The organism is Frigoribacterium sp. AC759 (assembly GCF_979256015.1).
Genome location: NZ_CEEDMT010000001.1, coordinates 403579 through 428723, shown reverse-complemented (window position 1 = coordinate 428723; position 25145 = coordinate 403579). Strand labels below are relative to the sequence as shown.

Annotated in this window: 21 protein-coding genes; 12 read left to right on the top strand and 9 right to left on the bottom strand. The window is 71.8% G+C overall.

All coding sequences use genetic code 11. From position 1 onward, the window contains the following. Window positions 1-228 precede the first annotated feature (228 nt). Window positions 229-1986: a pyruvate dehydrogenase gene (locus tag ACZ6JE_RS01985; protein ID WP_464318051.1), complete on the bottom strand. Its 1758-nt coding sequence runs from the start codon at window positions 1984-1986 to the stop codon at window positions 229-231. Between the two features lie 83 nt (window positions 1987-2069). On the opposite strand from ACZ6JE_RS01985, the gene ACZ6JE_RS01980 reads away from it, so the two are divergent. Next, the gene (locus ACZ6JE_RS01980; protein ID WP_055794805.1) at window positions 2070-2342 is read left to right on the top strand and encodes a mycoredoxin; all 273 of its coding nucleotides are present in this window, start codon (window positions 2070-2072) and stop codon (window positions 2340-2342) included. 121 nt (window positions 2343-2463) lie between these two features. Here the strand turns inward: ACZ6JE_RS01980 and ACZ6JE_RS01975 are convergent, their stop codons facing one another. The 3 genes from ACZ6JE_RS01975 to ACZ6JE_RS01965 form a co-directional block, all read right to left on the bottom strand. After that, on the bottom strand, window positions 2464-2859 hold the full coding sequence (locus ACZ6JE_RS01975; protein ID WP_192060075.1) for a VOC family protein: 396 nt from the start codon (window positions 2857-2859) through the stop codon (window positions 2464-2466). A gap of 119 nt (window positions 2860-2978) precedes the next feature. Beyond that, window positions 2979-5111 carry a DEAD/DEAH box helicase gene (locus ACZ6JE_RS01970; RefSeq protein ID WP_192060073.1) on the bottom strand — a complete coding sequence of 711 codons (2133 nt, stop codon included), beginning with the start codon at window positions 5109-5111 and terminating at the stop codon, window positions 2979-2981. 306 nt (window positions 5112-5417) lie between these two features. Continuing rightward, window positions 5418-6635, bottom strand: a complete 1218-nt coding sequence (locus ACZ6JE_RS01965) for a phosphotransferase family protein (protein ID WP_464318050.1) — start codon at window positions 6633-6635, stop codon at window positions 5418-5420. A 151-nt stretch (window positions 6636-6786) separates the two neighbouring features. Between ACZ6JE_RS01965 and ACZ6JE_RS01960 the strand changes: the two genes are divergently transcribed. Further along, window positions 6787-7836, top strand: coding sequence for an FUSC family protein (locus tag ACZ6JE_RS01960; protein ID WP_464318049.1), 1050 nt, complete (start codon window positions 6787-6789; stop codon window positions 7834-7836). Here the strand turns inward: ACZ6JE_RS01960 and ACZ6JE_RS01955 are convergent. Together ACZ6JE_RS01955 and ACZ6JE_RS01950 are read right to left on the bottom strand one after the other, a co-directional pair. Continuing rightward, the gene (locus tag ACZ6JE_RS01955) at window positions 7826-8569 is read right to left on the bottom strand and encodes an esterase/lipase family protein (protein ID WP_464318048.1); all 744 of its coding nucleotides are present in this window, start codon (window positions 8567-8569) and stop codon (window positions 7826-7828) included. The genes ACZ6JE_RS01960 and ACZ6JE_RS01955 overlap by 11 nt on opposite strands. Before the next feature lie 34 nt (window positions 8570-8603). Then, window positions 8604-8945, bottom strand: coding sequence for a hypothetical protein (locus ACZ6JE_RS01950; protein ID WP_192060067.1), 342 nt, complete (start codon window positions 8943-8945; stop codon window positions 8604-8606). A 299-nt stretch (window positions 8946-9244) separates the two neighbouring features. Between ACZ6JE_RS01950 and ACZ6JE_RS01945 the strand changes: the two genes are divergently transcribed. Next, window positions 9245-9784 carry a Dps family protein gene (locus ACZ6JE_RS01945; RefSeq protein ID WP_192060065.1) on the top strand — a complete coding sequence of 180 codons (540 nt, stop codon included), beginning with the start codon at window positions 9245-9247 and terminating at the stop codon, window positions 9782-9784. Between the two features lie 86 nt (window positions 9785-9870). Beyond that, window positions 9871-11049 carry an NAD(P)/FAD-dependent oxidoreductase gene (locus ACZ6JE_RS01940; RefSeq protein ID WP_464318047.1) on the top strand — a complete coding sequence of 393 codons (1179 nt, stop codon included), beginning with the start codon at window positions 9871-9873 and terminating at the stop codon, window positions 11047-11049. A gap of 148 nt (window positions 11050-11197) precedes the next feature. Here ACZ6JE_RS01940 and ACZ6JE_RS01935 read toward each other — a convergent pair whose 3' ends face one another. Next, window positions 11198-12073: an SMP-30/gluconolactonase/LRE family protein gene (locus ACZ6JE_RS01935; RefSeq protein ID WP_244636933.1), complete on the bottom strand. Its 876-nt coding sequence runs from the start codon at window positions 12071-12073 to the stop codon at window positions 11198-11200. Between the two features lie 238 nt (window positions 12074-12311). Here ACZ6JE_RS01935 and ACZ6JE_RS01930 point away from each other — a divergent pair, with 238 nt between their 5' ends. The 3 genes from ACZ6JE_RS01930 to ACZ6JE_RS01920 are packed head-to-tail and all read left to right on the top strand — an operon-like array spanning window position 12312 to window position 16848. Then, window positions 12312-14132 (top strand): glycoside hydrolase family 15 protein, encoded by a 1821-nt coding sequence (locus ACZ6JE_RS01930; protein WP_464318175.1) that lies wholly within the window; start codon window positions 12312-12314, stop codon window positions 14130-14132. After that, window positions 14129-16528, top strand: a complete 2400-nt coding sequence (locus tag ACZ6JE_RS01925) for a phosphoketolase family protein (protein WP_464318046.1) — start codon at window positions 14129-14131, stop codon at window positions 16526-16528. Before ACZ6JE_RS01930 ends, ACZ6JE_RS01925 begins: the two co-directional genes overlap by 4 nt. A 41-nt stretch (window positions 16529-16569) precedes the next feature. Next, a complete protein-coding gene (locus tag ACZ6JE_RS01920; protein ID WP_192060057.1) occupies window positions 16570-16848 on the top strand; it encodes a DUF7218 family protein in 279 nt (92 codons plus the stop codon). Window positions 16849-16857: 9 nt separating this feature from the next. On the opposite strand, the gene ku is transcribed toward ACZ6JE_RS01920, so the two are convergent. Further along, window positions 16858-17868, bottom strand: coding sequence for a non-homologous end joining protein Ku (gene ku / locus ACZ6JE_RS01915; protein ID WP_192060055.1), 1011 nt, complete (start codon window positions 17866-17868; stop codon window positions 16858-16860). A 92-nt stretch (window positions 17869-17960) separates the two neighbouring features. Between ku and ACZ6JE_RS01910 the strand changes: the two genes are divergently transcribed. The 3 genes from ACZ6JE_RS01910 to ACZ6JE_RS01900 all read left to right on the top strand — a co-directional run bounded on the left by ACZ6JE_RS01910 (window position 17961) and on the right by ACZ6JE_RS01900 (window position 23324). Continuing rightward, on the top strand, window positions 17961-18848 hold the full coding sequence (locus ACZ6JE_RS01910; RefSeq protein WP_464318045.1) for an SDR family oxidoreductase: 888 nt from the start codon (window positions 17961-17963) through the stop codon (window positions 18846-18848). 184 nt (window positions 18849-19032) lie between these two features. Continuing rightward, entirely contained in the window at window positions 19033-21714 is a 2682-nt protein-coding gene (locus ACZ6JE_RS01905) for an ATP-dependent DNA ligase (RefSeq protein WP_464318044.1), read from the top strand. Window positions 21715-21896: 182 nt separating this feature from the next. After that, the gene (locus ACZ6JE_RS01900; protein ID WP_464318043.1) at window positions 21897-23324 is read left to right on the top strand and encodes an MFS transporter; all 1428 of its coding nucleotides are present in this window, start codon (window positions 21897-21899) and stop codon (window positions 23322-23324) included. A gap of 53 nt (window positions 23325-23377) precedes the next feature. Here the strand turns inward: ACZ6JE_RS01900 and ACZ6JE_RS01895 are convergent, their stop codons facing one another. Further along, window positions 23378-23986: a MerR family transcriptional regulator gene (locus ACZ6JE_RS01895; RefSeq protein WP_464318042.1), complete on the bottom strand. Its 609-nt coding sequence runs from the start codon at window positions 23984-23986 to the stop codon at window positions 23378-23380. Window positions 23987-24057: 71 nt separating this feature from the next. Here ACZ6JE_RS01895 and ACZ6JE_RS01890 point away from each other — a divergent pair, with 71 nt between their 5' ends. Then, a complete protein-coding gene (locus tag ACZ6JE_RS01890; RefSeq protein WP_464318041.1) occupies window positions 24058-24573 on the top strand; it encodes a DUF4188 domain-containing protein in 516 nt (171 codons plus the stop codon). Between the two features lie 63 nt (window positions 24574-24636). Then, on the top strand, window positions 24637-25110 hold the full coding sequence (locus tag ACZ6JE_RS01885; protein WP_192060043.1) for a 2'-5' RNA ligase family protein: 474 nt from the start codon (window positions 24637-24639) through the stop codon (window positions 25108-25110). The last annotated feature ends 35 nt before the right edge of the window (window positions 25111-25145 follow it).

The window sequence follows — 25145 nt, the reverse complement described above, 5'->3', positions numbered from 1 at the left end:
GAGGCGCCTTTGAGTCCCGAAAGGGCCGTTTCGAGTCACATCGATGGGGGGCGGACGCGGGGCGCGGGGCGGCGCGGCGCCTGGGCTCGCCAGAGCGCCCGTTCGAGCCACCTCGATGCGCTCGGGCCACCTCCCCCGAAACGAGGTGACTCGAAACAGCGCTTCGACGCCCCGGAGGGGTCGTTTCGAGTCACCTCGACGCTCCGCGGCGCGGCGCGCCGCGCTCGCCTACGGCCGGGGGATGTTCCGCAGGTTCGACCGGGCCATCGCGACGGCCTCCCCCGCGCCGCCGTTCATGACGATCTTCGACAGGGCGAGCGAGAACCCCTTGACCTGAGAGCCGCTGATCGTCGGCGGCAGAGACAGCGCCTTCGGGTCGGTGGCGATGTCGACGAGGGCGGGGCCGTCGTGCTCGAACGCCGCCTCCAACGCCGTGCGGAGATCGCGCGGGTCGTCGACGTGCGCCGCGTGGATGCCGATCGCCCTCGCGACGGCCGCGTAGTCGGTGTACGGCACGTCGACGCCGAAGTCGGGCAGCCCGTCGACGAGCATCTCGAGCTTGACGAGCCCCAGCGTGCTGTTGTTGAACACGACGATCTTCACCGGCAGCCGGTACATCTGCGCCGTGACCAGCTCGCCCATCAGCATCGACAGCCCGCCGTCGCCCGAGATCGACACCACCTGCCGCTCGGGGAACGCCATCTGCGCTCCGAGCGCATGCGGCAGCGCGTTCGCCATCGACCCGTGCAGGTACGAGCCGAAGATGCGTCGCTCGGGCGTCGGAGTGATGTACCGGGCGGCCCAGACGTTGCCCATGCCGGTGTCCGCGGTGAAGATCGCGTCATCGGCCGCGACCTCGTCGAGCAGCGAGGCCGCGTACTCGGGGTGGATCGGCCGCATCCCCTCGACGTCCTTCGTGTAGGCGCCGACGACGCCCGACATCAGCCGGTCGTGCTTCTTGAGGGTCTTCTCGAGGAACCTCCGGTTCCTCTTGCGGCGGACGAGGGGCATCAGCGCACGGAGGGTCGGCGCGATCGCCCCGTGGACGGGCACGTGCACGTCGGCCCGACGACCGATCACCTCGGCCTTGACGTCGACCTGCGCGATCGTCACCTTCTCGCCGTCCGGCAGGAACTGCGGGTACGGGAAGTCCGTGCCGAGCAGCACGAGCAGGTCGGCGTCGTGGATGCCCGCGTGGGCCGCCCCGTAGCCGAGCAGCCCGGTCATGCCGACGTCGAACGGGTTGTCGTACTGGATGACGTCCTTGCCGCGCAGACTGTGCCCGATCGGCGCGCCGATCAGGTCGGCGAGCTCGATGATCTGGTCGTGCGAACCCCGACCGCCCTCGCCGACGAACAGCGCCACCGTCTTCGCCCGGTTGATGGCATCCGCCAGAGCCTCGACGTCCGCAGCGGCGGGGACGAGCTCGGCGGCCCCGACGGTCACGGGGGCGGGCACGCGACCGGCGGCGTCCAGCTCGGCGATGTCCCCGGGCAGCGTGATGACGCTGACTCCCTCGCCCGCCAGGGTGTGGCGGATCGCCGACGCGACGACACCGGGCGACTGCGGCGCCGTCGAGATCATCTCGCTGTAGCCCGAGCACTCGACGAAGAGCCGGTCGGGGTGGGTCTCCTGGAAGTACCCCGAGCCGATCATCGTGCTCGGGATGTGACTCGCGATCGCCAGGACCTTCGCCCGACTGCGATGGGCGTCGTAGAGGCCGTTGATCAGGTGCAGGTTGCCGGGGCCGCACGACCCCGCGCAGACGGCCAGCTCGCCGCTCATCTGCGCGTCGCCGGAGGCCATGAACGCGGCGGCCTCCTCGTTGCGGACGTGCACCCAGTCGATGCCGCCCTTCGCCGACCCCCCGGTCCGCCGGACGGCGTCGACGATCGGGTTGAGGCTGTCGCCGACGATGCCGTAGATGCGCCGGACCCCCGCGGAGACGAGCTGGGCGATGATCTGATCGGCGACCGTGTCGGCCATGGGGTTCCTCCTCGTGGTGTGCCTGATGCGGCTCCCAGCCAACTCCCCCGCCGCTCACCGCCGACCAGGCTTAGGCTCGGGTCATGAGTGACACCGCCACCGCCTACGTCCCTGCCGCCGGATCGATCACGATGTTCAGCACCTCGTGGTGCGGCTACTGCGCCCGCCTCAAGCAGCAGCTCGGCAAGCAGGGCATCGCCTACACCGAGGTGAACATCGAGGAGGTCCCCGGCACCGCCGAGATCGTCCAGAGCGTCAACGACGGCAACCAGACCGTGCCGACGATCATCTACCCCGACGGCTCGACGGCCACGAACCCGTCGCTCGCCGACGTGCAGGCGAAGCTCGGACTCTAACCGCGCCTCCTTCGCCATCCCGACGAACCGACGGCTGCCTCGCATCGATGCGAGGCAGCCGTCCGTCATGCCGCGGGCGGACCCGACCGGAGCCGAGGAGGCGCGGTGCGGGCCCTGCGGATCAGCTCTGCGCGCGCGGGGCGAAGAACTCGATCTGGTTGCCGTCCGGGTCCTTCACCATGAGGGCGTGACCGAAGTCGGCGTCCTGCAGGTCGGACTCGATGCCGGCCGCCGTGGCCTGCTCCTGCCAGGCGACGACGCCGTCGCGGTCGGCGACGGCGAGACCGATGTGGTCGAGCCCGGGGGTGGTCGGGTTCGAGACGTCGGCCGAGCCGTGCGTGTAGGCGGTCACGCCGAGGATCTGCCCGTTGCCCACCGGGAACAGGTGGCGGTCGAGGCCGTCGAGCTGGATGCGGCCGACGGGCTCGGCGCCGAGCAGCTTTTCGTAGAACGGCAGGCTCGCGTCGAGGTCGGACACGGTGATGGCGACGTGGGCGTAGCCCTGGATCTCGGGCATGGTGTGCTCCTAGGGGTCGAGTGCGGGTTCAGGATCCACTGAACCCGCGCTCTCTGGGAGGCGACCCCCGCACTGCGCGCAGGGGACAGCGGCCGGCTCGCTGCCGGTCGCGCCGCGCGTCAGCCGCCGAGGGCCTCGGTCAGCAGCGCGATCAGGGCGTCGAGCTGCACGTCGGTCGACGCCGCGAGCTCGCTGTCGTCGCCGTCGAGTGCCCGGGCGGCGAGCCCCGCCTTGCTGTCGATCAGCTCGGCGATCTTGGTGTCGATCGTCTGGGCGGCGATGACGCGCCACGCGGTGACCGGCTCCTCTTGGCCGATGCGGTGCACGCGGTCGATGGCCTGCGTCTGCTCGGCGTCCGTCCACGACAGCTCGGCGAGCACGACGTTCGAGGCGACCTGCAGGTTGAGCCCGACGCCGGCCGCGGTCAGCGAGCAGACCACGACGGCGACCTCGGGGTCGTTCACGAAGGCGTCGATCTGGCGCTGGCGCACCGCCGGCGTCTGGTCGCCGCGGATCGACGCGTACTTGATCCCGCGCTTGGCGAAGGTCGCCTCGGCGGTGTCCATGACGTCGATGTGCTTGGCGAAGAAGACGACCTTGCCGACGTTCCGTGCCAGCTGCGCGGTGTAGTCGGCGGCGAGCCCGGCCTTCGCCTGCCCGATGCGGCGCACCATGCTGAAGACGTTCTCGCCCGACGACGACGAGCGGCTGTCTTCGAGCTCCCATCGGGCGACCTGGCGGACGAGGTCGTGGTCGACGCCGTCGACGCGGACGCCGGAGGTGCGGGTCGACAGGGCGGACCGGTACCGCTCGACGAGGCGGCGGGCCAGCTCGCGCTCCGCCTCGCGGATCGAGCGGCCGACCTCGTCGTCGAGCTCGACGGGCAGGTCGGCGACGCGGCGGGCCGGGATGTCGGCGGCGACGTCGACCTTGCGGCGGCGGACGATGCCCATGTCGATGACGATCTCGCGGGCCGACGAGAAGAAGCCGGGGTCGGCCGGGGTGAGACCGGCGTCTTCGAGGCGTTCGAGCAGCTCGGCGTTCGGCTTCTTCTCGCCGATCCAGCCGAGGAACTCCCAGATGGCTCTGAAGTCTTCGATGTCGTTGATCAGCGGCGTGCCGGTGAGGGCCATCAGCAGCGGGTGGGCCGTGCGCTGACGGATGCGCTGCGACAGCTGCATCACGTGGCGGGACCGCTGCGACTCCTTGTTCTTGATGAAGTGGGCCTCGTCGACGATCATGCCCTTGAAGCCGAGCTCGCCGAGCCAGCCGACGTGGCGGTCGAGCACCTCGTAGTTGACGATGACGACGTCGGCGAACGCGTCGAGGTTCTCGCCGTCGCCGTGGATGACGGTGGCGCTGCGCGTCGGGGTCCAGAGCTGGACCTCACGGGCCCAGTTCGTCTTCACGACGTTGGGGACGACGACCAGCAGCGGGTAGGCGTCCGCCGCCTGGGCGGCGAGGAGGGCCTGGGCGGTCTTGCCGAGACCCGGCTCGTCGGCGAGCAGGTAGGTGCGGTGACCCTGTCGGGCCGACTCGACGAGCTGCGCCTGGTGCTGCATCAGCGTGGCGCCGGCCGGAGCGTCGACGGTGGTGGGGTCGGGCAGCGGCATGCAGGCGGGCCCGCCGCCGGCGCCGTACTCGAACGACTTGAAGAGGGGGCCGAAGAGCTCCCAGTTGGCGAGTCGCACGGGGTGCGCCTCGCGGGCGACCTCGGCCAGCGAGAAGTCGGGCGGCAGGAACGGGTTGGCCAGCTGACGCGAGATGACCGACTGCGGCACGACCTGACGCTCGGAGGCGACGGGGGCCGGGGCCTTCTCGGTGACGATGACCAGCTCTTCGGGGGCGAGCTCGAGACCGGCCGACATCTGCAGATCGCGCTTCAGCGCCTTCGCGGCCTCGGAGACGACGGCCTCCTCGGCGAGGAGCGCGATCAGCGACGTGTCGCGGGCCGCGGTCTTGGCGAGGATCTGCGCGACGCCGTCGAGGCGCTTCATCTGCTCGGCGCGCTCGGAGTCGCTGATCGCCTTGTCGACCTTGACACGCGCGCGCTCCTCTCGCATGAGCAGCGCGACGACCTGGAACTTGGTGCGCGACGAGGGCTTCACCTGGCCCCGCTGGGCCGCGGCCTCGACCTCGCGCACGGCGCGGGCCAGGACGGGGATCAGCCCGTCGTTGTCGACCTCGCGGCGACGGTTCGAACGGGTGGCGGTGCGTGTTCCGCCCGATTGACGTTGGCCTGGTCGAGCCAAGGCTCCTCCTCGTGGTCGACGCGGGCGTCGACGGTGCTGTGTCGTCGTGGCGACGACGGTGCGAGCAGGTCGGCGCCCGATGCGCGCGACCGTGCCCGCGGTGGGGCTGGACGTGGATGCAGCTGTGGTGTCCGTAGAGAGACGGGTCACCACGCCCCGACGGGACCGACGGGCACGAGCGGACCGGACGAGGGCGGGGCCTCGTGGCGGGCCGGGTCGGTCGACGACGCGGGCGGTGATGCTGCGGTCAGTTTACGCGCACGCGGGCGACCGACGCCACCCGCGCCTCCTCGTGTGTCGCGACGGTCAGTCGCCGGCGTCCGACTGGCCGACCGGCAGCCGCAGAGCGCCGACGGCGGCGGCGATCAGCTGCACGGCCTTGCGGCGACCGGTCTCGGTTCCGAGGGTCGCCTGTCCGCCGGCGTGGGCGAGCAGCTGCGAGGCGACGGCCGGCGCCAGGCGCTCGGCCCACTGCGGCACGCGGTCGCTCCAGACGCGGGCGACCTCGTCGGCCAGGCGCTCGCAGGCGCGCGCCTCGGGGTCGTCGCCGTTGCCGCGGTGCCACTGGCCGGTGACGACGAGATGCGCGACGAGGGCCGCCGCGTCGCGGGCCGGGTGACCCACCCCCGCCGTGTCGATGTCGAGCACGCCGGTGACGCGCCACGGCTCGGCCGGGTCGACGAAGAGCTGCTCGAGATGGAGGTCGCCGTGGATGACGGTCAGCGGGTCGCCGACCCAGCTGGCGCGGCGCCGGTCGATCTCGGCGTAGACCGCGTCGATCTCGGCGGCCCGCCGCGGCAGCTGCCCGAGCAGCGTGGCGCGGTGCCAGCCGCCGTGGTCGAGCGCGTCGGACTGCGCGGGCGCCACCACCGGCACGGTGGCCGTCAGGCGCCCGATCTCGACGAGCTGGTCGACGAAGCGCGGGTCGTCGGCGAGGGCGAGCACGTGCCGCCCCGCAGGCTCGCCGGGCACCCGCTCGAGCACGAGCAGCCCGTCGGCGCGTGAGGCGAGCACGGCCGGCACCGGGACGCCGCTGCTGCGGAACGCCGTGTGCAGGTCGACGATCGGGGCCACGCGATCGGGGCGGATCACCTTGAGGAACAGCGTCGCCTCGGCGGAGTCGAGCCGGATGACGGCGCGCTTGCCCGGTCGGTAGGCCGCGACCGTCAGCGTCGGCGACGTCACGACGATGCCGAGGGCGGCGAGCGACTCGACCACGCGGTCGGGGAACGTGACGCCGGCGAGCGCGGGCAGCATCGGGTCGGCCGGGTAGGCCCAGACGGCGAGGGGCCGCCCGGTGCCGGGGTCGGTGGCGATCACCGACGAGCCGTCGGCGGCGCGGGCGTCGGTGTCGATGAAGGTCAGCACGGTGGCGGTCGCACCGAGGGCGTCGACGGTGTCGACCTCGTAGCCGTAGAGGAACCCGGCGCCGGAGGGCTCGACGGAGTGCGGTCGGAACGAGACGACGGTCACACCGGAGTTCGCGAACGCTGCAGGGAGGATCTCAGCCGAGTTGGGCCACACCCCGTCAGTGAACCAGCCCGCGCGACGGGCACCGTGCGCACAGGGCCGCGGGGTGACCGAATCGTGATGGACCGCTCACGGCGATCGGTAGTCTGGGCCCGTGCCGTCCCGTCGCGTGAGACCCCTGCCGAGGGGGTTGCCGCGCATTGGAGTGGCGTCGCGCATCCGCCAGTCGAAGCGGACGCCCCTGCTGCAGGTCGTCAAGACCTCGGCGGCGGTCATCGCGGCCTGGTTCGCCTCGGTGGCCCTGCTGCAGCAGCCGCTGCCGATCTTCGCCGCCATCGCCGCGCTGCTCGTGGTGCTGCCGAGCGTCAACCAGTCGTTCGTCCGCGGTCTCGAGCGGAGCGTGGGCGTCATCGCGGGGGTGCTGATCGCCTTCGCCGCCGGTCTCGTCTTCGGCGACGCGACCTGGATCGTGCTCGTGATCGTCGTCGTCAGCCTGCTGGTCGCGTGGGCGTTCCGGCTCACGCCGAGCTCGGCGAACCAGGTGCCGATCTCGGCCATGCTCGTGCTCGCCATCGGCGCGCAGACCCCCGACTACGCGCTCGACCGGGTGCTCGAGACGATCATCGGCGCGGCGATCGCCCTCGCGGTGAACGCCCTGATCGTGCCGCCGGTGCTGCTCGCGCCCGCGCATCTCGCGGTGGGCCGTCTCGCCCGCGACATCGCGTCGGTGCTCGACGAGACCGCCGCCGTGCTCTCTGAGCCGGTCGACGCGGCGCGGCTGCGGGCGGGACTCGACGATGCCCGTGCGCTGCGCGCAGCCCAGGCCCGCGCCTCCTCGGCGGTCACGGCCGGTGTCGAGAGTCTGCAGCTGAACCCCCGGGCCAGCCGCAACCGCTCGGTGCTCGAGGCCGACGGGGCGCTGCTCGACCGCCTGACCGTGCTGGTGAACCGCGTGGTCGGCATGGTCCGCTCGGTGCACGACAACTACGACCCGGGGCTGGCGGACGACCCCGTGGTGCAGAGCATCGCCGAAGACCTCCGTCGTGCGGCGCACGACGTCCGCCTCCTGGCCTGGACCACCGAGGAGGCGCGCCCGGCCGACACGGGCCGGCCCGCCTCGTCGACGCCGTCGCCCGACGACACCCCGGCACTGACCTCGCCGGTGCAGGTGCTCCGCCCCGACCCCGACAACTGGGTGCTGGTCGGGTCGCTGCTCGAGGACCTCCGCCGTGTTCGCGAGGAGATCATCGGCTGACCGGCCCCGCGCCTCCTTCGGGCCCGCCCTGCACCGCTCGGATGAGGAGCGCCTGGCAGCGCGCGTTCCCGAGCGGGCGGAAGTGCCCGTCGACCGGGAACTCGAGATTGGTCGCACCGGGCAGCACGCTGCCCTCGGTGACGTGCGCGTCGAACCGCGACGCCATCGAGGTGATCCGCGCGTTCGCGTCGACCTGGTCGGCCAGGCGGAGGAGGGCCGCGTCGCGCGGCGAGAACGCCCGCAGCGCCGGGTTCGGCAGCACCGTCGACCACCGCGTGCCCGAGAACGGGCTGTTGACCGTCACCATGCGGGCGATGCGCCGGTCGACGTCGGTCGAGACCATCATGGTCTTGCCGATGAGACCGCCCTTGCTGTGTCCGAGCACGATGACGTCGCGGAGGTCGTGCGCATCGAGCACCGCCTGGGCCGCCTCGGCGGTCGTCGCGATCGGGCGCCGGTTGTGGCGCATCCCCGGCACGACCACCACCGGATGCCCCAGGGCGTTCAGCCGATCGGCGATCGGCCGGAGGAACCGCCACGTCTCGTAGACGCCCGGCAGCAGCAGCACGGGGGCGCGATCGCCCTCGCGGTAGGCCCGGGGGACGGATCGCTTCGACGGCGGGTCGAGATGGACCCGCCAGACGAAGGCGTAGTCGAGCACGAGGCACCGGACGAACCGGCGGAGACCGACCCGGCGTCGCCCCGGCCGTTCGCGGGAGGGGGCGTTCGTCATGACCTCAGGCTAGGCGCGGCGGTGGGTCTGTGCCTCAGAGCTGGCCGAGCAGTTCGCTCTCGGAGCAGGCGAGGCTCTCGACGATCTCGACCGACATGGCCAGGGCGGCGTCCCATTTGCTGCAGATGCTCGCCCACGGCGGCGGGAAGAGCGCGGCGTCGTGCAGCAGCTGCAGCGCGAAGTCGCCGTGCCCGGCCCGGGCGGCAGCGCTCGCGGCGTCGGGCAGCGACCCGACGATGCTCCGCACGACCAGCACGCGGTGGTCCCACTCCATCAGCTCGATGTCGTCGAAGGCGCCCCAGGCGCTCTCGATCTCGCGCCGCAGTCGGACGATCTCCGTCGACTCCGCGGCCGTGACCGTCGTCCTCGCAACCATGCGCCCCCCTCAAGGCCTGACCGACCCGACTCCGCGGGCCCATCGATGTCGTCCGATGCCGACGGGTATCGACTCGTCCGCTATCGAGAAGCTATCACCCGCGCACGCAGCAGGGAACCGGTTCCCTCGCCGCCCCTCCCCCCAGAACTGGGAGCACGCCGCCCATTACCCCCGGGGTCGTCCCCCGCAATCTGAGAGGACCCGGCCCCGGGGGTCTATCGTCCACGACGCACCCACCGGTGCGACGCACCCGCCGGTGCACAGACTCCGAAACGAACCCACGACGAACGGGAGACATCATGTTCCAGGGATCCGACACACTCCGCGACAACATGCAGAAGGTCCTCGTGGACCTCATCGAGCTGCACCTCCAGGGCAAGCAGGCCCACTGGAACCTCCTCGGCTCGAACTTCCGCGACCTCCACCTGCAGCTCGACGAGATCGTCGACGCAGCCCGCGAGTTCTCCGACGAGGTCGCCGAGCGCATGCGCGCCGTGTACCTCATCCCCGACGGCCGATCGGCCATCGTCACGAAGAACACCAGCCTCGAGGAGTTCCCCGCCGGGCCCGTCGAGACCACCGCCGTCGTCGACCTCATCGTCGACCGTATGTACGCCGTCACCGAGACGATGCGCACCGTGCACGACGACGTCGACGACGAGGACCCGACGACGGCCGACGTGCTGCACGGCATCCTCGAGCGCCTCGAGCAGCTCGCGTGGATGACCGGCGCCGAGAACCGTCACCCCGAGAAGGACGCCCGCTCGCCCAAGACCCGCGATCGTGACGAGTCGGCCGCGGCCGAGGGTCTCGACCGCGTCGGCGCCATCGCCAACTGACCCGACCACCCCCTGACGGCACCGTCCTGGACCGCGCGACCCGCGCCTCCCGGGCGGTGCCGTCTCTCGTCCAGAGGATCGACACCATGAGCACGAGCTACGACCACGTCATCGTCGGCGGCGGCATGACCGCAGACGCCGCGGCGAAGGCCATCCACGAGACCACCCCCGAGGCGACGATCCTGATCGTCAGCGCCGACGTCGACGCCCCCTACACCCGACCCGCGCTGTCGAAGAAGCTCTGGATCGACCCCGACTACACCCCCGCCGACAACGACCTGGGAACCGTCGAGGCGTCGGGCGCCGAGCTGCGCCTGGGCACCATGGTCGAGTCGATCGACCGCGAGGCGCGCACCGTCACGACGAGCGACGGCGACACGGTCGGCTACGGCCGTCTGCTGCTGGCCACCGGCGGCAGTCCGACCGCGCTCGACCTGCCCGACGACGACCGCGTCGTGTACTTCCGCACCGCCGCCGACTACCGGAGGCTGCGCGAGCTGTCGGGCGACGGACGCCACGTCGCCGTGGTCGGCGGCAGCTACATCGGCACCGAGATCGCCGCCGCCCTCGCGCGGAACGACACGCGGGTCACCCTCGTGTTCCCCGACGACGTGCTCGGCGGGTCGATCTTCCCGGCTCCGATCGCGGCGACCTTCGAGAAGGCGTTCGAGGAGGCGCGGGTCGAGCTGGCCCGCGGTCGTCGCGTCGAGAGCGGCACGGCCGACGACGCCGGGGTGCACCTCGTGCTCGACGACGGGTCGACCCTCGACGCGGACGCCGTGGTGGTCGGACTGGGCATCTCGCCCGACGACTCGCTCGCGGCCGACGCCGGTCTCGACACCGACGACGGCGTCGTGGTCGACGAGAGGCTCCGGACCTCGGACCCGAACGTGTTCGCAGCCGGCGACGTCGCGGACTACCCCGACGCCATCCTCGGTCGGCGCCGTGTGGAGCACGTCGACAACGCGAAGTCGCAGGGCGCCGCGGTGGGCCGCATCATGGCCGGTTCGGACGAGGTCTACGACCACACGCCGTACTACTACTCGAAGGTGTTCGACATCTCGTACGAGGCCGTCGGCACCCTCGACGCCTCGCTCGAGACGGTGCTCGACGACAAAGGCGAGGGGAGCGCCGTGGCCTACTACCTCGGCGACGACGGCGTCGAGGGCGTGCTGCTCTGGAACGTCGAGGGCGCTCGGGACGCCGCCCGCGAGGTCGTGCGCGAGTGCACGCCCGGCGACGTCGAGCTGGCCGGCCGCATCTGACGGTCGCGCACCCGGCAGGCGGGCGGCCCGGTCGACACGGGCCGTCCGTCTCCTGACGGGCCGTCCGTCCCCTGACGGGCCGTCCGCCTCCTGACGGGCCGTCCGCTCGGCCTGACGGCTCGTCCCCTTCGGCCGGTGGGCCGTGCGCTCAGCCGAACAGGAAGCTCTCGCGACCGCGGCGGTCGAGCTCGACGGTGAAGAGGCCCCCGCTCAGCGGAGCACGGGCCAGCTCGTCGTCGCTCATGTTCTCGCGGGCCGAGCCGACGAGGAGCGTCGACATGTCGGGGCCGCCGATCGCGATGCCGGTCAGCTGCGGCGCCGGGAACTCGATGCGGTCGATGAGATCGCCGTCCTGGTCGAGGTGGACGACGACGCCCTCGCCGTAGATCGCACCCCAGAACTCGCCTCGCTCGTCGCGTACGAGACCGTCGTGCATGCCGCCGCTCGTGAACGGCACGACCTCGGCCAGGTCGCCCTCGGGGCCCCACTGGGCCTGGAAGATGGTCTTCACGCCGGTGTCGGTGAACCACATGGTGCGGCCGTCGTCGTTCCATTCGAGCCCGTTGAAGGTCGTGAAGCCGCCGCGGAGGCGCGTCACGGCCTCGTCGGGGCCGATCCGGTACATCAGGCCGTCGGGGGCCTCGTCGGTGACGTCCATCGCGCCGACGACGAAGGCGCCGAACGGGTCGCACTTGCCCTCGTTGAAGCGGATGCCGTCGTGCCGGTGCGGCAGGTGCGCGATCTCGTGCAGGTCGCCGCCCTCGTCGTCGGTCGTGACGATGCGGTCGCCGAGCGCCATGATCAGTCCGCCACCCCGGCGACGCTGGAAGCTCGCGAGGGGCGCGGGCAGCTGCGTCGTGCGGTCGCGCGTCCCGTCGGCGCTCGTGCGGTGCAGCACGCCGGGCGTGATGTCGCACCAGATCCACTCCGCGGCGTCGGCGTCCCAGACAGGGCTCTCGACGAGCACCGCCTTCGCGTCGAGGAGGAGGCGGGGCTCGGTCGTCGTTCCGGTGGGGAGGGCCATCCCTCCGGTCTATCAGGCGACCGCCGACCGCGGCGCCTTCTGTCCCCCACAGGGCCGCCCGATCACCCCCCGGCTCACAGATGGCTGCGAGGTCGAGCACGAGGAGGCGCGCCGGGCCACCGTAGACGACGTGACCGATCTCCTGGACAGACCCGACGACACCGCCGCCACCACCGACCCCGGAGCCGCGCGCGCCGCCGGCGAGTGGCACCGACCCGAGCCCCGAGAAGACGGCTACATCGCCCTGCGGTCGTACGGGGCGATCGGCGACGGCCGGACCGTCGCCCTCGTGGCCCGAGACGGGCAGATCGACTGGCTCCCGATGCCCGAGCTGAACTCCGACCCCGTGTTCTCGGGCATCGTCGATGCGGGGAAAGGCGGTCGCATCGAGCTGCGGCCGGTCGACGACGACTTCGAGGTGCAGCGCCGGTACGTCGCGAACACCAACGTCCTCGTGACCCGCTTCCGCACCTCCACGGGCGTCGTCGAGGTGACCGACGCCCTGGTCACCGGCATCGCGGGTCGACTCCCCTGGGCCGAGCTCGCCCGACGGATCGACGGGGTCGAGGGCTCGGTCGACATGCGCTGGGCCGTCGTGCCCGGCAACACGTTCGGCACGCATCCGATCCGACGGTTCGACACGCTTCACGGGCCCGTCCTCCGCGCGGCCGACATCAACATCGCCCTGGTCGGCTTCGGCCACGGTCGCATCGACTCGACCGAGCCGGGCGACGGCGAGACGCACGGGGGCCCGCACCGCTTCTGGGGCGAGTTCACGACGGAGCCGGGGTCGCGCTCGCTCCTGTGCCTCTGCGGCGTCGAGGACGAACCCCTGCACCTGCCCGATCCGCACGTCGTCGACCAGGGGATCGACCGCACCATCGGCAACTGGCAGACCTGGTCCGACGAGTTCAACTGGGACGGCCCCTGGGCCGAGCAGGTCCAGCGCAGCGCCCTCGCCCTGAAGCTCCTCATCTACAGCCCCTCCGGCGCGATCGCTGCGGCGGCGACCGCCGCGCTGCCCGAGAACTTCACCGGCGACAAGAACTGGGACTACCGGTTCGCATGGGTGCGCGATCTCGCCTACACGGTGAACGCCCTCGTCCGATTCGGCCTCCGCGAGGAGACCCAGGCGGCCGTGTCGTGGATGCTCTCGGCTCTCAAGGCCAACGGCCGCACGATGCACATCTTCCTCAACCTCGACGGCACCGTGCCCGACGGCACGCACGAGACCGGATCCGAGGGCTGGCGCGGCATCGGACCGGTCTACAAGGGCAACCCGGCCGGTGAGCAGCTGCAGCTCGGCACCTTCGCCGACATCCTGTCGATCATGAGCCAGTACGCCGACGACGGGAACATCCTCGACGTCTCGACCGGCGACCTCCTCGCGAGCTTCGCCGACGACGCCTGCCGTCGCTGGCAGGAGAAGGACTCGGGCATGTGGGAGCTCGGCGACGAGCAGCACTACGTCAGCAGCAAGATGGGCTGCTGGCAGGCGATCGACTCGGCGCTGCGGCTGACCGAGATCGGTCAGATGCACCCCGACCCTGACGACCTCGAGCACTGGAAGAAGAACCGCGACCTCATCGTCGAGTGGATCGACGAGCACGGCTGGTCGGAGGAGCTCGGGGCGTACGTGATGTACCCGGGCAGCGACAAGCTCGACGCCTCGGTGCTGCTGCACGCCCCCAGCGGCTTCGACCGCGGCGAGCGCATGTCGAGCACCATCGACGCCATCCGCCGCGAGCTCGGGGCGGGGCCGCTGGTGTTCCGCTACAGCGACGTCCACGAGGAGGAAGGCACCTTCGTGGCCTGCGCCTTCTGGATGGCGAGCGCCCTCGCCTGCGTCGGCCGACAGGAGGAGGCGGTGGCCCTGATGGACGAGCTCGTCGACCAGACCAACGACCTCGGTCTCATGACCGAGATGATCAGCGCCGACGACGGCCAGTTCCTCGGCAACATGCCGCAGGGGCTCAGCCACCTCGCGCTGGTCAACGCCGCCATCACCATCCACGAGCTGAGCACCGATGCGACCGACGACCAGAAGGAGGCCACATGAGCAGCCCCGCACCCGCCCCCGTCCCGACAGCCGCCGAAGACGAGCTCGCTCTCGTCGACGCGTGGTGGCGGGCCGCCAACTACCTCACCGTGGGGCAGATCTACCTGATGGAGAACGCGCAGCTCACGCGGCCGATCGCGCGCGACGACATCAAGCCGCGCCTCCTCGGTCACTGGGGCACGTCTCCGGCGCTGAGCTTCGTCTACGCGCACCTGAACCGCGTCATCCGCCGGGACGACCGCGATCTGCTGTACGTCTGCGGCCCGGGGCACGGCGGGCCGGCCATGGTGGCGAACACGTACCTCGAGGGCACGTACTCCGAGCTGTTCCCCGAGATCACGCCCGACGCGCGGGGGCTGCAGCGGCTCTTCAAGCAGTTCTCGTTCCCGGGCGGCATCCCGTCGCACGCGGCTCCCGAGACGCCCGGTTCGATCAACGAGGGCGGCGAGCTCGGCTACTCGCTGAGTCACGCGTACGGCGCCGTGCTCGACGACCCCGATCTCGTGGCCGTCTGCGTGATCGGCGACGGCGAGGCCGAGACGGGGCCGCTGGCCACCAGCTGGCATGCGAACAAGCTGCTCGACGCCCGCCACGACGGCGCCGTGCTGCCGATCCTGAACCTCAACGGCTACAAGATCGCCAACCCGACGGTGCTCTCGCGCATCCCCGAGAGCGAGCTGCTCGAGCTGATGCGCGGTTACGGTCACGACCCGATCGTCGTCGCGGGCGGCTTCGACGGCGAGGATCCGATGCGGGTGCACGAACGGATGGCGGCGGCCCTCGACCGGGCCTTCGCCCGCATCGACGAGCTGCAGCAGGAGGCGCGCACCGGCGACGGCGGCGAGCACCCCCGCTGGCCGATGATCGTGCTCAAGACCCCGAAGGGCTGGACGGGGCCCGCGGTGGTCGACGGAGAGCGCATCGAGGGCACCTGGCGCGCGCACCAGGTGCCGCTGAGCGGAGTCCGCGAGAACGACGAGCACCGCGAGCAGCTCGACGCGTGGATGCGCTCGTACCGACCGGACGAGCTCTTCGACGACGACGGGCGCCCCGTCGCGTGGCTCGGCGATCTCCGGCCCGAGGGCGAGAAGCGGATGAGCGCGATCCCGGTCTCGAACGGCGGGCTGGTGCGTCGCGATCTCACCCTGACCGACTACCGCCGGCACGCCGTCGAGACGTCGGACGACCGCCGGACGCAGGCCGAGGCCACGCGCGTGCTCGGCCGGTGGCTGGCCGAGATCGTGCGAGACAACCCCTCGACGTTCCGGCTGTTCGGGCCCGACGAGACCGTGTCGAACCGACTCGACCCGGTGTTCGACGTGACCGACCGGGTCTGGTCGGCCGACGTCTGGCCCGACGACGAGCACGTCGCCCGCAGCGGGCGGGTGATGGAGGTGCTGAGCGAGCACCTCCTGCAGGGGCTCATGGAGGGCTATCTGCTGACCGGGCGGCACGGGCTGCTGAACACCTACGAGGCGTTCGTGCACATCGTCGACTCGATGTTCAACCAGCACGCCAAGTGGCTCGAGAGCGCCGACGAGATCGACTGGCGCGCCCCCATCTCGTCGTTCACCTACCTGCTGTCGTCGCACGTCTGGCGGCAGGATCACAACGGGTTCTCGCACCAGGACCCGGGGTTCCTCGACGTGGTGGTCAACAAGCAGGCGCACCTCGTGCGCATCTACCTGGCACCCGACGCGAACACCCTGCTGGCCGTCGCCGACCACGCCTTCCGCACCACGGACACCGTCAACGTCATCGTGGCGGGCAAGCAGGAGTCGCCCGCGTGGCTGTCGCTCGCCGAGGCGGAGGAGCACGTGCGCCGCGGCGTCGGCATCTGGGAGTGGGCCGGCACCGAGGGCACCCCGGTCGACGGCGTCGACCCCGACGTCGTGCTGGCCTGCGCCGGCGACGTGCCGACCCTCGAGACCGTCGCCGCCGCCGATCTGCTGCGTCAGGTGCTGCCGTCGCTGCGCACCCGCGTGGTCAACGTCGTCGACCTCATGCGTCTGCAGGACGTCCGCGAGCACTCGCACGGGTTGACGAGCGACGACTTCGACGCGCTCTTCACGACCTCGAAGCCGGTCGTCTTCGACTTCCACGGCTACCCGTCGCTCGTGCACCAGCTGACCTACCGGCGCACGAACCACGACGAGCTGCACGTGCGGGGTTTCCAGGAGAAGGGCACCACGACCACGCCCTTCGACATGGCCATGCTCAACGACATCGACCGGTACCGGCTGGTGCTCGACGTGCTGCACCGCGTGCCGGGGCTGGCCGACGAGCACCCCGAGCTGGTGGCCGACTTCGAGTCGCGCCGCGAGGCGGCCCGGGCGTACGCGTACGAGCACGGCGAGGACCACCCCGACGTCACCGGTTGGCAGTTCGGCGCCTGAGGCGTGAGACAAGCCGCCGCGCCGGGCGTACGGTCGGGCGCATGACGCCGAAGGACGAGACTCCCCCGCAGCTGAAGAACCCCGACATGTACGAGGCGCTCCGCGACGAGGGGGCGTCGAAGGAGAAGGCTGCGCGCATCTCGAACGCCGCCGCCCAGAAGGGCGACAGCGAGAAGAAGGTGGCCGCCAGGGGCGGGAAGTCCGGTTCGTACGACGACTGGACGGTGGAGGAGCTCAGGGGACGCGCGAAGGAACTGGGCGTGACCGGCTACTCCGACCTGAAGAAGGCCGACCTGATCGAGGCGCTCCGCGAACACTGACCGTCGCGGTCAGCCGGCCTTCTTCTTCGGGGCCGCCTTCTTGTCGGAGGTGGACGAGGCGGGCTTCTTCCTCGCCGCGGAACCCGCCCCTCCGGATGTCGACCCCGAGGTCGCCTTCTTCGCGGACTGCTTCTTCGCAGGCGACTTCTTCGCCGCGGGCTTCGATGTCGACGACGAGGCGGCCGGCTTCTCGGCAGCGGCGGGCTTCTTCGCGGGCTTGCGATGTCCGCCCGACCGGTTCTTCTCGACCGACTGGCGCAGCGCCTCCATCAGGTCGATGACCTCGCCGCCCTCGTCGTCGTCCTCCGGCTTCTCGCCGAAGGTGGCGTCGGTGTCGAGCGACTCGCCCTCCTCCAGCTTCGCGTCGATCAGCTGGCGCAGCTCCTCCTGGTAGTCGTCGCTGAAATCCGCCGGCTCGAAGTCGTCGCTGAGCGAGTCGACGAGCGACGACGACATGTCGAGCTCCTTGTCGCTGATGCGGGTCTGCTTCTCGAGCGCCGGGAACCGCGCCTCCCGCACCTCGTCGTCCCAGAGCAGCGTCTGCAGCATCAGCACGTCGCCGCGGACGCGCAGGGCCGCGAGCCGGGTCTTCTGCCGCAGCGAGAAGTGGACGATGGCCGTGCGGTCGGTCTCCTCGAGGGTCCGGCGCAGCAGCACGTAGGCCTTCGGTGACGTGCCGTCCGGTTCGAGGAAGTAGCTGCGGTCGAACATGATCGGGTCGAGCTGATCGCTGGGCACGAACTCGAGCACGTCGATCTCGCGCGACTTCTCCTCCGGCAGCGACTTCAGGTCGTCACCCGTGATCACCACGGTGCGGTCGCCGTCGTCGTACGCCTTGTCGATGTGCTCGTAGTCGACGACCTTGCCGCAGATCTCGCACTTCCGCTGGTACCGGATGCGGCCACCGTCGGCGTCGTGAACCTGGTGCAGCGAGACGTCGTGGTCCTCCGTGGCGCTGTACAGCTTGACGGGCACGTTCACGAGCCCGAACGTGATCGCGCCCTTCCAGATCGATCGCATGCCCGACATCTTTCTCCGCATGGCCTCCGAATGCCCGTCTGCGGGGTACACCCCGTGAGCGCGGGAGGCTCGGTGCGAGCACCGTGGACGGCATGAGCCAATACGACAAGAAGAACCCGGTCGACCTGTACCCCGCCCCGCCGTTCCCGAAGCAGGAGCAGTCGCTGCCGGGCGAGGCCTGGAAGATGGACCCGAAGCCAGACCACGGCGAGACCAGCTACGTCGGCAAGGAGCGCCTCACCGGCTTCCGCGGCATCGTCACCGGCGGCGACTCGGGCATCGGTCGCGCCGCCGCGATCGCGCTCAGCCGCGAGGGCGCCGACCTCGTGCTCAGCTACCTGCCCAGCGAGCAGGAGGACGCCGAGGAGGTGCGCGACCTGCTCGAGGGCGAGGGCCGCCGCGCCGTGCTCGTGCCCGGCGACATCTCGGACGAGCAGTACTGCCGCGACCTCGTGCAGACCGCCGTCGACGAGCTCGGCGGACTCGACACTCTCGTCATGGTCGCCGGCCGGATGAAGAGCAACGACGACATCCTCACGCTCACCACGGACGACATCGACTCGACCATCAAGACCAACGTCTACTCGCTGTTCTGGCTGACCCAGGCGGCCATCCCCCACCTCGAGCCCGGTTCGTCGATCGTGACGACCGGCTCGGTGCAGGGCACGCAGCCGAGCCCCGACAAGATCGACTACGCACTGACGAAGGGCGCCATCGGCGTCTTCACCGCCGGTCTCGCCCAGCAGCTGGCGCCCAAGGGCATCCGCGTCAACCAGGTCTCCCCCGGCCCGGTCTGGACCCCCCTGCAGCCCGGCTCCGACGACGCCGAGACGGTGTCGGAGTTCGGCGGCCAGGCGCCGTTCGGCCGCCCCGGCCAGCCGGCCGAGCTCGCCGCCGCCTACGTGCACCTGGTCAGCCCCGAGTCGAGCTACACCTCGGGCGCGACCATCACGATCGCCGGAGCGATGCCGGCGGTCTGACACTGCGCCTCCTCGGCTCCGTCGTTCCACCACGGCCCGTCCTCCCGCTCGCGCGGGGTGGCGGGCCGCGGTCGATGGGGCGGGTCCCCGTGGTCGGCGGCGGGGCGGCGCCGACCCGCCGCCGACGACACGGACCCGCCGCAGCCGGGTAGAACGAGAACCACACGACACGAGGAGGCGCGCGATGGCGGGCAAGGGACGCGGCGAGACGGTCGAGGTCGGCGGGCACCGGTTGCAGCTGACGAACCTCGACAAGGTGCTCTATCCCGACGCCGGCACGACCAAGGCCGACGTGCTCGGCTACTACGCCGCAGTCGCGGAGTGGATGCTCCCGCACGTCGAGGGTCGACCGGCCACCCGCAAGCGCTGGGTGAACGGCGTCGACGGCGAGGTGTTCTTCGAGAAGAACCTGCCCGACTCCGCGCCCGACTGGGTCGCTCGGCACACCATCGAGCACAAGGACCACGCCAACGTCTACCCGATGGTGAACGACGTCGCGACGCTCACCTGGCTGGCGCAGGTCGCCGCGCTCGAGGTGCACGTGCCGCAATGGCGGTTCGGCCCGAAGGGGGCGCAGCGGAACCCCGACCGGCTGGTGCTCGACCTCGACCCGGGCGAAGGCGTCGGCCTCGCCGAGTGCGTCGCCGTGGCGAAGCTGCTGCGGCCCATCGTCGAGGGCATGGGACTCGAGCTGATGCCCGTGACCAGCGGCAGCAAGGGCGTGCACCTCTACGCCCGGCTCGACGGGAAGCAGACCAGCGCCCAGGTCGGCGAGGTCGCCCACGAGCTGGCCCGCGCGATGGAGGCCGATCACCCCGACCTCGTGCTGAGCACGATGGGCAAGGCCGACCGCCGGGGCAAGGTGCTGCTCGACTGGTCGCAGAACAACGGCAACAAGACGACGGTCGCTCCGTACTCGCTCCGTGGGCGGACGCGGCCGACCGTCGCGATGCCGCGCACCTGGCGCGAGCTCGCCTCGAAGTCGCTGGTGCAGCTCGAGTACACCGACGTGCTCTCGCGGCTGAAGCGGCGTGGCGACCCCCTGGCCGACGTGTCGGCGCACGTGCCGGTGCCGTCGGGCGAGCTGGGCGAGGACTTCCGCAACACCGAGGCCCCCGACCACGACCCGTCCGAGAAGACCCGCGACCGCCTCGAGGTCTACCGCTCGAAGCGCGACGCGTCGAAGACCGCCGAGCCCGTGCCCGCCGAGGCCCCGGCCTCGACCGACGGCACGAGCTTCGTCATCCAGGAGCACCACGCCAGCTCGCTGCACTGGGACTTCCGCCTCGAGCACGACGGCGTGCTGGTCAGCTGGGCCCTGCCGAAGGGCGAGCCCGACGACCCGGGCACGAACCACCTCGCCGTCCAGACCGAGGACCACCCGCTCGAGTACGGCACCTTCGAGGGCACCATCGCGAAAGGCGAGTACGGCGCGGGCGAGGTCACGATCTGGGACTCGGGCGAGTACGACCTCGAGAAGTGGCGGGAGGGGAAGGAGGTCATCGTCGTGCTGCACGGCGAGCAGCGCGGCACCCGCCGCGTCGCGCTGATCCACACGGGCCACGGCGGCGGGCGGGCCGAGTCGAACTGGCTGATCCACCGCATGAAGGACGACGCCGACGGCAGCGGGAAGAGCGGCGGCAAGAGCGGTGGTGGCGGCAGCGGCAAGAGAAGCGGCGGAGGCGGCGGCAGCGGCAGCGGCAACGGTAAGAGCGGCAGCCGCAGCGGCGGCGGCGAGAGCAGCGGCGGCGGCGAGAGCAGCGGCGGCGGCTCGCCCGTCGGCAACTCCTCACGGGTGTCGCGTTCGCGCGGCGACTCCCCCGGGAAGTCGGGCCGCGCCTCCTCGGCTCGCGACGGGAAGCAGGAGTTACCCGCACCCGAACACGCACCCGGAACCGCAACCGCACCCGACCCGGTCGCACCGATGCTCGCGACGACGGGCGACGCGCACGACCTGGCCGACGGCGACTGGGCCTTCGAGATGAAGTGGGACGGCATCCGCGCCGTCGCGATCGTGCACGACGGAGCCGTCACGCTCACCAGCCGAAACGGCAACGACCTCACCCCCGCCTACCCCGAGCTGCAGGAGCTCGCCGAGCGGGTCGACAGCGAGGGAGGCGCGGTCCTCGACGGCGAGATCGTGGCCGTCGACGAGAAGGGTCGCCCCGACTTCGGCCTGCTGCAGCGCCGCATGGGGCTGAGCCGCCCGCGCGACATCGCCCGGGTCGCCGCAGACGCGCCCGTCCGGTACCTGCTCTTCGACGTGATGCGGGCCGAGGGCCGGTCGCTCGTGCGAGACCCGTACGACGATCGGCGCGAGGTGCTGACGCGCATCGTCGACGCGGGCGGGGCGATCGACGTGCCCCCGGCGTTCGACGGCGATCAGGAGGCGGCGGTCGCCACGTCGAAGCGGCTCCGACTCGAGGGGGTGGTCGCCAAGCGCCGCGACGCCGCGTACAGCGTCGGGCGGCGCTCGCGGGCCTGGATCAAGATGAAGCACCACCAGACGCAGGAGGTCGTGATCGCCGGGTGGCGGCCCGGTGCCGGGCGTCGGGCCGACGGGGTCGGCTCGCTGCTGATGGGGGTCCCCGGCGACGAGGGGCTGATGTACGTCGGGCGCGTCGGCACCGGCTTCACCGACCGCGAGCTCGACGAGCTGCTGCCGTCGTTGCGCGCAGCGGAGCGCAAGACCAGCCCGCTGGTCGGCGTGCCGGCGGCCGACGCGCGCGACGCCCACTGGGTGACGCCGTCGCGGGTCGGCGAGGTGTCGATCGCCGAGTGGACGTCGACCGGGCGGCTGCGTCAGCCCTCGTGGCGCGGCTGGCGCCCGGACAAGTCGCCGGAGGACGTCGTCCGCGAGGGGTGAGTGGCGCGGCGTGCGGTCTGCGCGACCCGGCCCGCGCCTCCCGCCGCCGCCACACCGCCACACCGCTACACCGCCACGAACTCGACATCCCGCCGCCGAATCGCGTGGCGGCATGTCGAGTTCGTGGCGGCGTACGGTGACGGCGGGGTATCACTCGTGGTCCTCCGGGTGTTGAGTGCAGCATGAGCACACCTCCCCCGGCCCCGAACGACGACGCCGCGACCCTGCGCGGCCGGCGCGTCGTCCTCGTCGTGGCGGTGCTGGCGTCGTTCGTGGCGTTCCTCGACGGCTCGATCGTGACGGTGGCGCTGCCCGCCATCGCGCGAGAGCTCGCGGGCTCGGGCACCGGGGCCACCGCCGGCGCCGACCTCGCCCTGCAGCAGTGGGTGGTCGACGCCTACCTGCTGGCTCTCGGCTCGCTGATGCTCGTGGCCGGCTCGCTCAGCGACACCTTCGGCCGAGTGCGGGTGCTTCGGGCCGGGCTGATCGCGTTCGCCGTCACGAGCGTGCTCGCCGCCCTCGCGCCCGACCCCGGTCTGCTGATCGCCGCGCGCGCTCTGCAGGGCGTGGCGGCGGCGTTGCTCGTCCCGAGCAGTCTCGCGCTGATCACGTCGACGTTCAGCGGCCCGGCGCAGGGCCGGGCCATCGGCAGCTGGACGGCCTGGACGGGCGTCGCGTTCCTGATCGGCCCGCTGACCGGCGGGGCCCTCGTCGACACGATCGGCTGGCGCTGGGTGTTCGCCGTCGTGGTCGTGCCCGTCGTGCTGACCCTGCTGCTGATGACGCGCCTCCCCGGCGATGCGCACCGCGGCTCGGTCGGTGCTCCCCCGCGCGTGGACGCGATCGGCGCCGTGCTCGCCGCGGTCGGTCTCGCCGGCCCGGTCTTCGCGCTGATCGAGGGGCAGCGGGTCGGCTTCGGCGCCTGGTTCGTCGTCGTGCCGCTGGCCGTCGGCCTCGCCGCGCTGGTCGCCTTCGTCTGGTGGGAGCGCCGCGCCCCCGCCCCGATGATGCCGCTCTCGCTCTTCCGCACCCGCGCCTTCACGGTCGGCAACCTGGCCACCGTGGGCGTCTACTCCGCCCTGAACCTCGGCACGCTGACCATCCCGCTCGTCGTGCAGGAGCTCGCGGGGCTCTCGGCCACGCTCGCCGGGCTGGTGACCCTGCCCACCACGATCGTGTCGCTGCTGTTCTCGACCCTGTTCGGCACCCTCGCCGCCCGGCACGGCCCGCGCCCGTTCATGACCGTCGGGCCCCTGATCACGGCGGCGGGGTTCCTCTGGATGCTGCTCGTCCGCGAGCCGATCGACGTCTGGTGGCAGATCGTGCCGGGCGTCGTCCTGTTCGGATTCGGTCTCGCGGTGACGGTCGCGCCGCTCACCTCGACGGTGCTGTCGCAGATCCCGGCCGCGCAGTCGGGGATCGCCTCCGCCGTGAACAACGCGATCTCGCGGGTCTCCGGGCTGGTCGCGGTCGCGTTCCTGGGCGTCATCGCCGGAGGCGCGCTGACGGTCGACGGGTTCCATCGCGTCGTCGTCGTGGTCGCCCTGCTGCTCGGGGCGAGCGCGGTCGTCTCGTTCATCGGTCTGCGGGGCGGGGCCCGCACCTCCTGACATCCCGCCCGGTCGACGGACGAGCCGCCCCACGCCCGGCAGGAGGCGCGGTGTCAGACCCCGAAGCGGCGCCAGGAGGCGTCCTGCTGGGCCAGGCGACGGAGCGCGAGCAGCAGCGGCTCGACGAGCACCGTGCCGAGCACGACGTACTGCACGGCGGCGTCGACCGAGTCGACCGGGATGCCGGCGATCTCGGCCTCGGCGACCGTCGCCATGGCCTCGGCGTAGCCGTCCAGCCGGCCGTCGGGCAGATCGAAGCCGGCCGCCTCCAGCCCGGAGATCGCGACCTCGAGGGCCGCGAGGACGTCGTGCGAGCCGGGGTCGATCGTCCACCCCCAGCCGTCGACGAGGGCACGGGCGCGACCGACGTCGAGCCCGTCGACGGCGGTCGGGGTCACCGACCCCTGGGCGACTCCGAGCATCTCGGCGACCGAGTCGTGCTCGGCGTCGAGCTGCTCGAGCACGCTGCGCGCCGTCGCGACGCTGAGGCCGCCGACGCCCACGAGGGCCCGGACGAGCCGGATGCGGCGCACGTGGTCGTCGCCGTACTGCGCCTGGGTGGCGCTCGTGCGCTCGCCCTCGGGCAGCAGACCCTCGCGCAGGTAGTACTTGATCGTGGCGACCGGCACCCCGGTCGTCTCGGCCAGCTGGGAGATGCGCACGGTTCCCCTTGACATTGGATAGCGGGACTCTCCATTATTGGAGAGCCGCACTATCCATCTAAGGAGAGACCATGACGAGAGTCAAGCCGAAGCCGAGCCGCACGACGCACGAGCACGACGGCGAGCTCGTGGTGTTCCTGATCGGCATGACCGTCAACCGCTGGTGGCGACCCGACCGCTGGCTGCCCGTCTTCGGCGCCATGACGCCCATGCTCACGGAGCTCATGCGCGACCCCGACAGCGGCCTCGCCGGCTTCCGCGTCACGATCGGCCGCGGCGGGCCGGTGCTCGTCCAGTACTGGACGTCGCTCGAGAAGCTCTACGCCTACGCCAGCTCGCCCGATCAGGCGCACCGCCCGGCCTGGACGGCCTTCAACCGTCGCGCCCGCTCGGCCCCGGGCGCCGTCGGCATCTGGCACGAGACGTTCGTGGTCGACCGCGCCGAGAGCATGTACGTCGACAGCACCGTGTCGGGTCTCGCGCAGGCGATGCGTTCGGTCCCGGTCGGTCCGCGCAGCGACACGGCACGGGCCCGCGCGGCGAGCGGTCGCACGCCGGGGTCGACGGGCCCGGCCCGCGCCTCCTGACGTGTCCCCCGACGGCGCCGCCGTCGGCGATCCGCGCAGGGGCCCGCGCGTAGCGTGACGGACGTGCCGCACTACGCCATCATCGCCCCGATCGACGCCCTCGTCGTCGGAGACCGCCACACCGTCGGGCGCCTGCCGCTGCACGCCACCGTCGTGCCGCCGTTCACCGCCCTGTCGGGGCGCCACGCGGTCGAGGAGGCCGTCGCGGGCGTCGCCGCGGGCACCCAGCCCATCCCCACGGCGATCGGCGCCACGGCCCGGTTCGGGCGCGACAGCGACACGCCGGTCGCCCTGGTCGAGCCCGAGCTGCTGACCGCGCTGCACACCAGCCTGCTCGCCGCGCTCGAGTCGATCGGCTGGGCCGCGGACGACCCCGATCGGAACGGCGCGGGGTATCGACCGCACGTCACGGCGACCCGGCAGGCGGCGTTGTCGGTCGGCGCCGTGCTCATCCTCGATCACCTCGCGGTCATCGACCTCGACCGCGACCAGGCCACGGTCGTCTCGGTGGCGGCGCTGGCCGGCGCACCCGCCTGACCCCGAGGGGGCCGACGACCAGCCGGTCCCCCGCG

What these genes read in the sequence shown, in the direction of transcription:
- ACZ6JE_RS01985 (WP_464318051.1), bottom strand. Translation starts at nt 1,986, where the DNA reads ATGGCCGACACGGTCGCCGATCAGATCATCGCCCAGCTCGTCTCCGCG.
- ACZ6JE_RS01980 (WP_055794805.1), top strand. Translation starts at nt 2,070, where the DNA reads ATGAGTGACACCGCCACCGCCTACGTCCCTGCCGCCGGATCGATCACG.
- ACZ6JE_RS01975 (WP_192060075.1), bottom strand. Translation starts at nt 2,859, where the DNA reads ATGCCCGAGATCCAGGGCTACGCCCACGTCGCCATCACCGTGTCCGAC.
- ACZ6JE_RS01955 (WP_464318048.1), bottom strand. Translation starts at nt 8,569, where the DNA reads ATGACGAACGCCCCCTCCCGCGAACGGCCGGGGCGACGCCGGGTCGGT.
- ACZ6JE_RS01950 (WP_192060067.1), bottom strand. Translation starts at nt 8,945, where the DNA reads ATGGTTGCGAGGACGACGGTCACGGCCGCGGAGTCGACGGAGATCGTC.
- ACZ6JE_RS01945 (WP_192060065.1), top strand. Translation starts at nt 9,245, where the DNA reads ATGTTCCAGGGATCCGACACACTCCGCGACAACATGCAGAAGGTCCTC.
- ACZ6JE_RS01940 (WP_464318047.1), top strand. Translation starts at nt 9,871, where the DNA reads ATGAGCACGAGCTACGACCACGTCATCGTCGGCGGCGGCATGACCGCA.
- ACZ6JE_RS01935 (WP_244636933.1), bottom strand. Translation starts at nt 12,073, where the DNA reads ATGGCCCTCCCCACCGGAACGACGACCGAGCCCCGCCTCCTCCTCGAC.
- ACZ6JE_RS01925 (WP_464318046.1), top strand. Translation starts at nt 14,129, where the DNA reads ATGAGCAGCCCCGCACCCGCCCCCGTCCCGACAGCCGCCGAAGACGAG.
- ACZ6JE_RS01920 (WP_192060057.1), top strand. Translation starts at nt 16,570, where the DNA reads ATGACGCCGAAGGACGAGACTCCCCCGCAGCTGAAGAACCCCGACATG.
- ku (WP_192060055.1), bottom strand. Translation starts at nt 17,868, where the DNA reads ATGCGATCGATCTGGAAGGGCGCGATCACGTTCGGGCTCGTGAACGTG.
- ACZ6JE_RS01910 (WP_464318045.1), top strand. Translation starts at nt 17,961, where the DNA reads ATGAGCCAATACGACAAGAAGAACCCGGTCGACCTGTACCCCGCCCCG.
- ACZ6JE_RS01905 (WP_464318044.1), top strand. Translation starts at nt 19,033, where the DNA reads ATGGCGGGCAAGGGACGCGGCGAGACGGTCGAGGTCGGCGGGCACCGG.
- ACZ6JE_RS01900 (WP_464318043.1), top strand. Translation starts at nt 21,897, where the DNA reads ATGAGCACACCTCCCCCGGCCCCGAACGACGACGCCGCGACCCTGCGC.
- ACZ6JE_RS01890 (WP_464318041.1), top strand. Translation starts at nt 24,058, where the DNA reads ATGACGAGAGTCAAGCCGAAGCCGAGCCGCACGACGCACGAGCACGAC.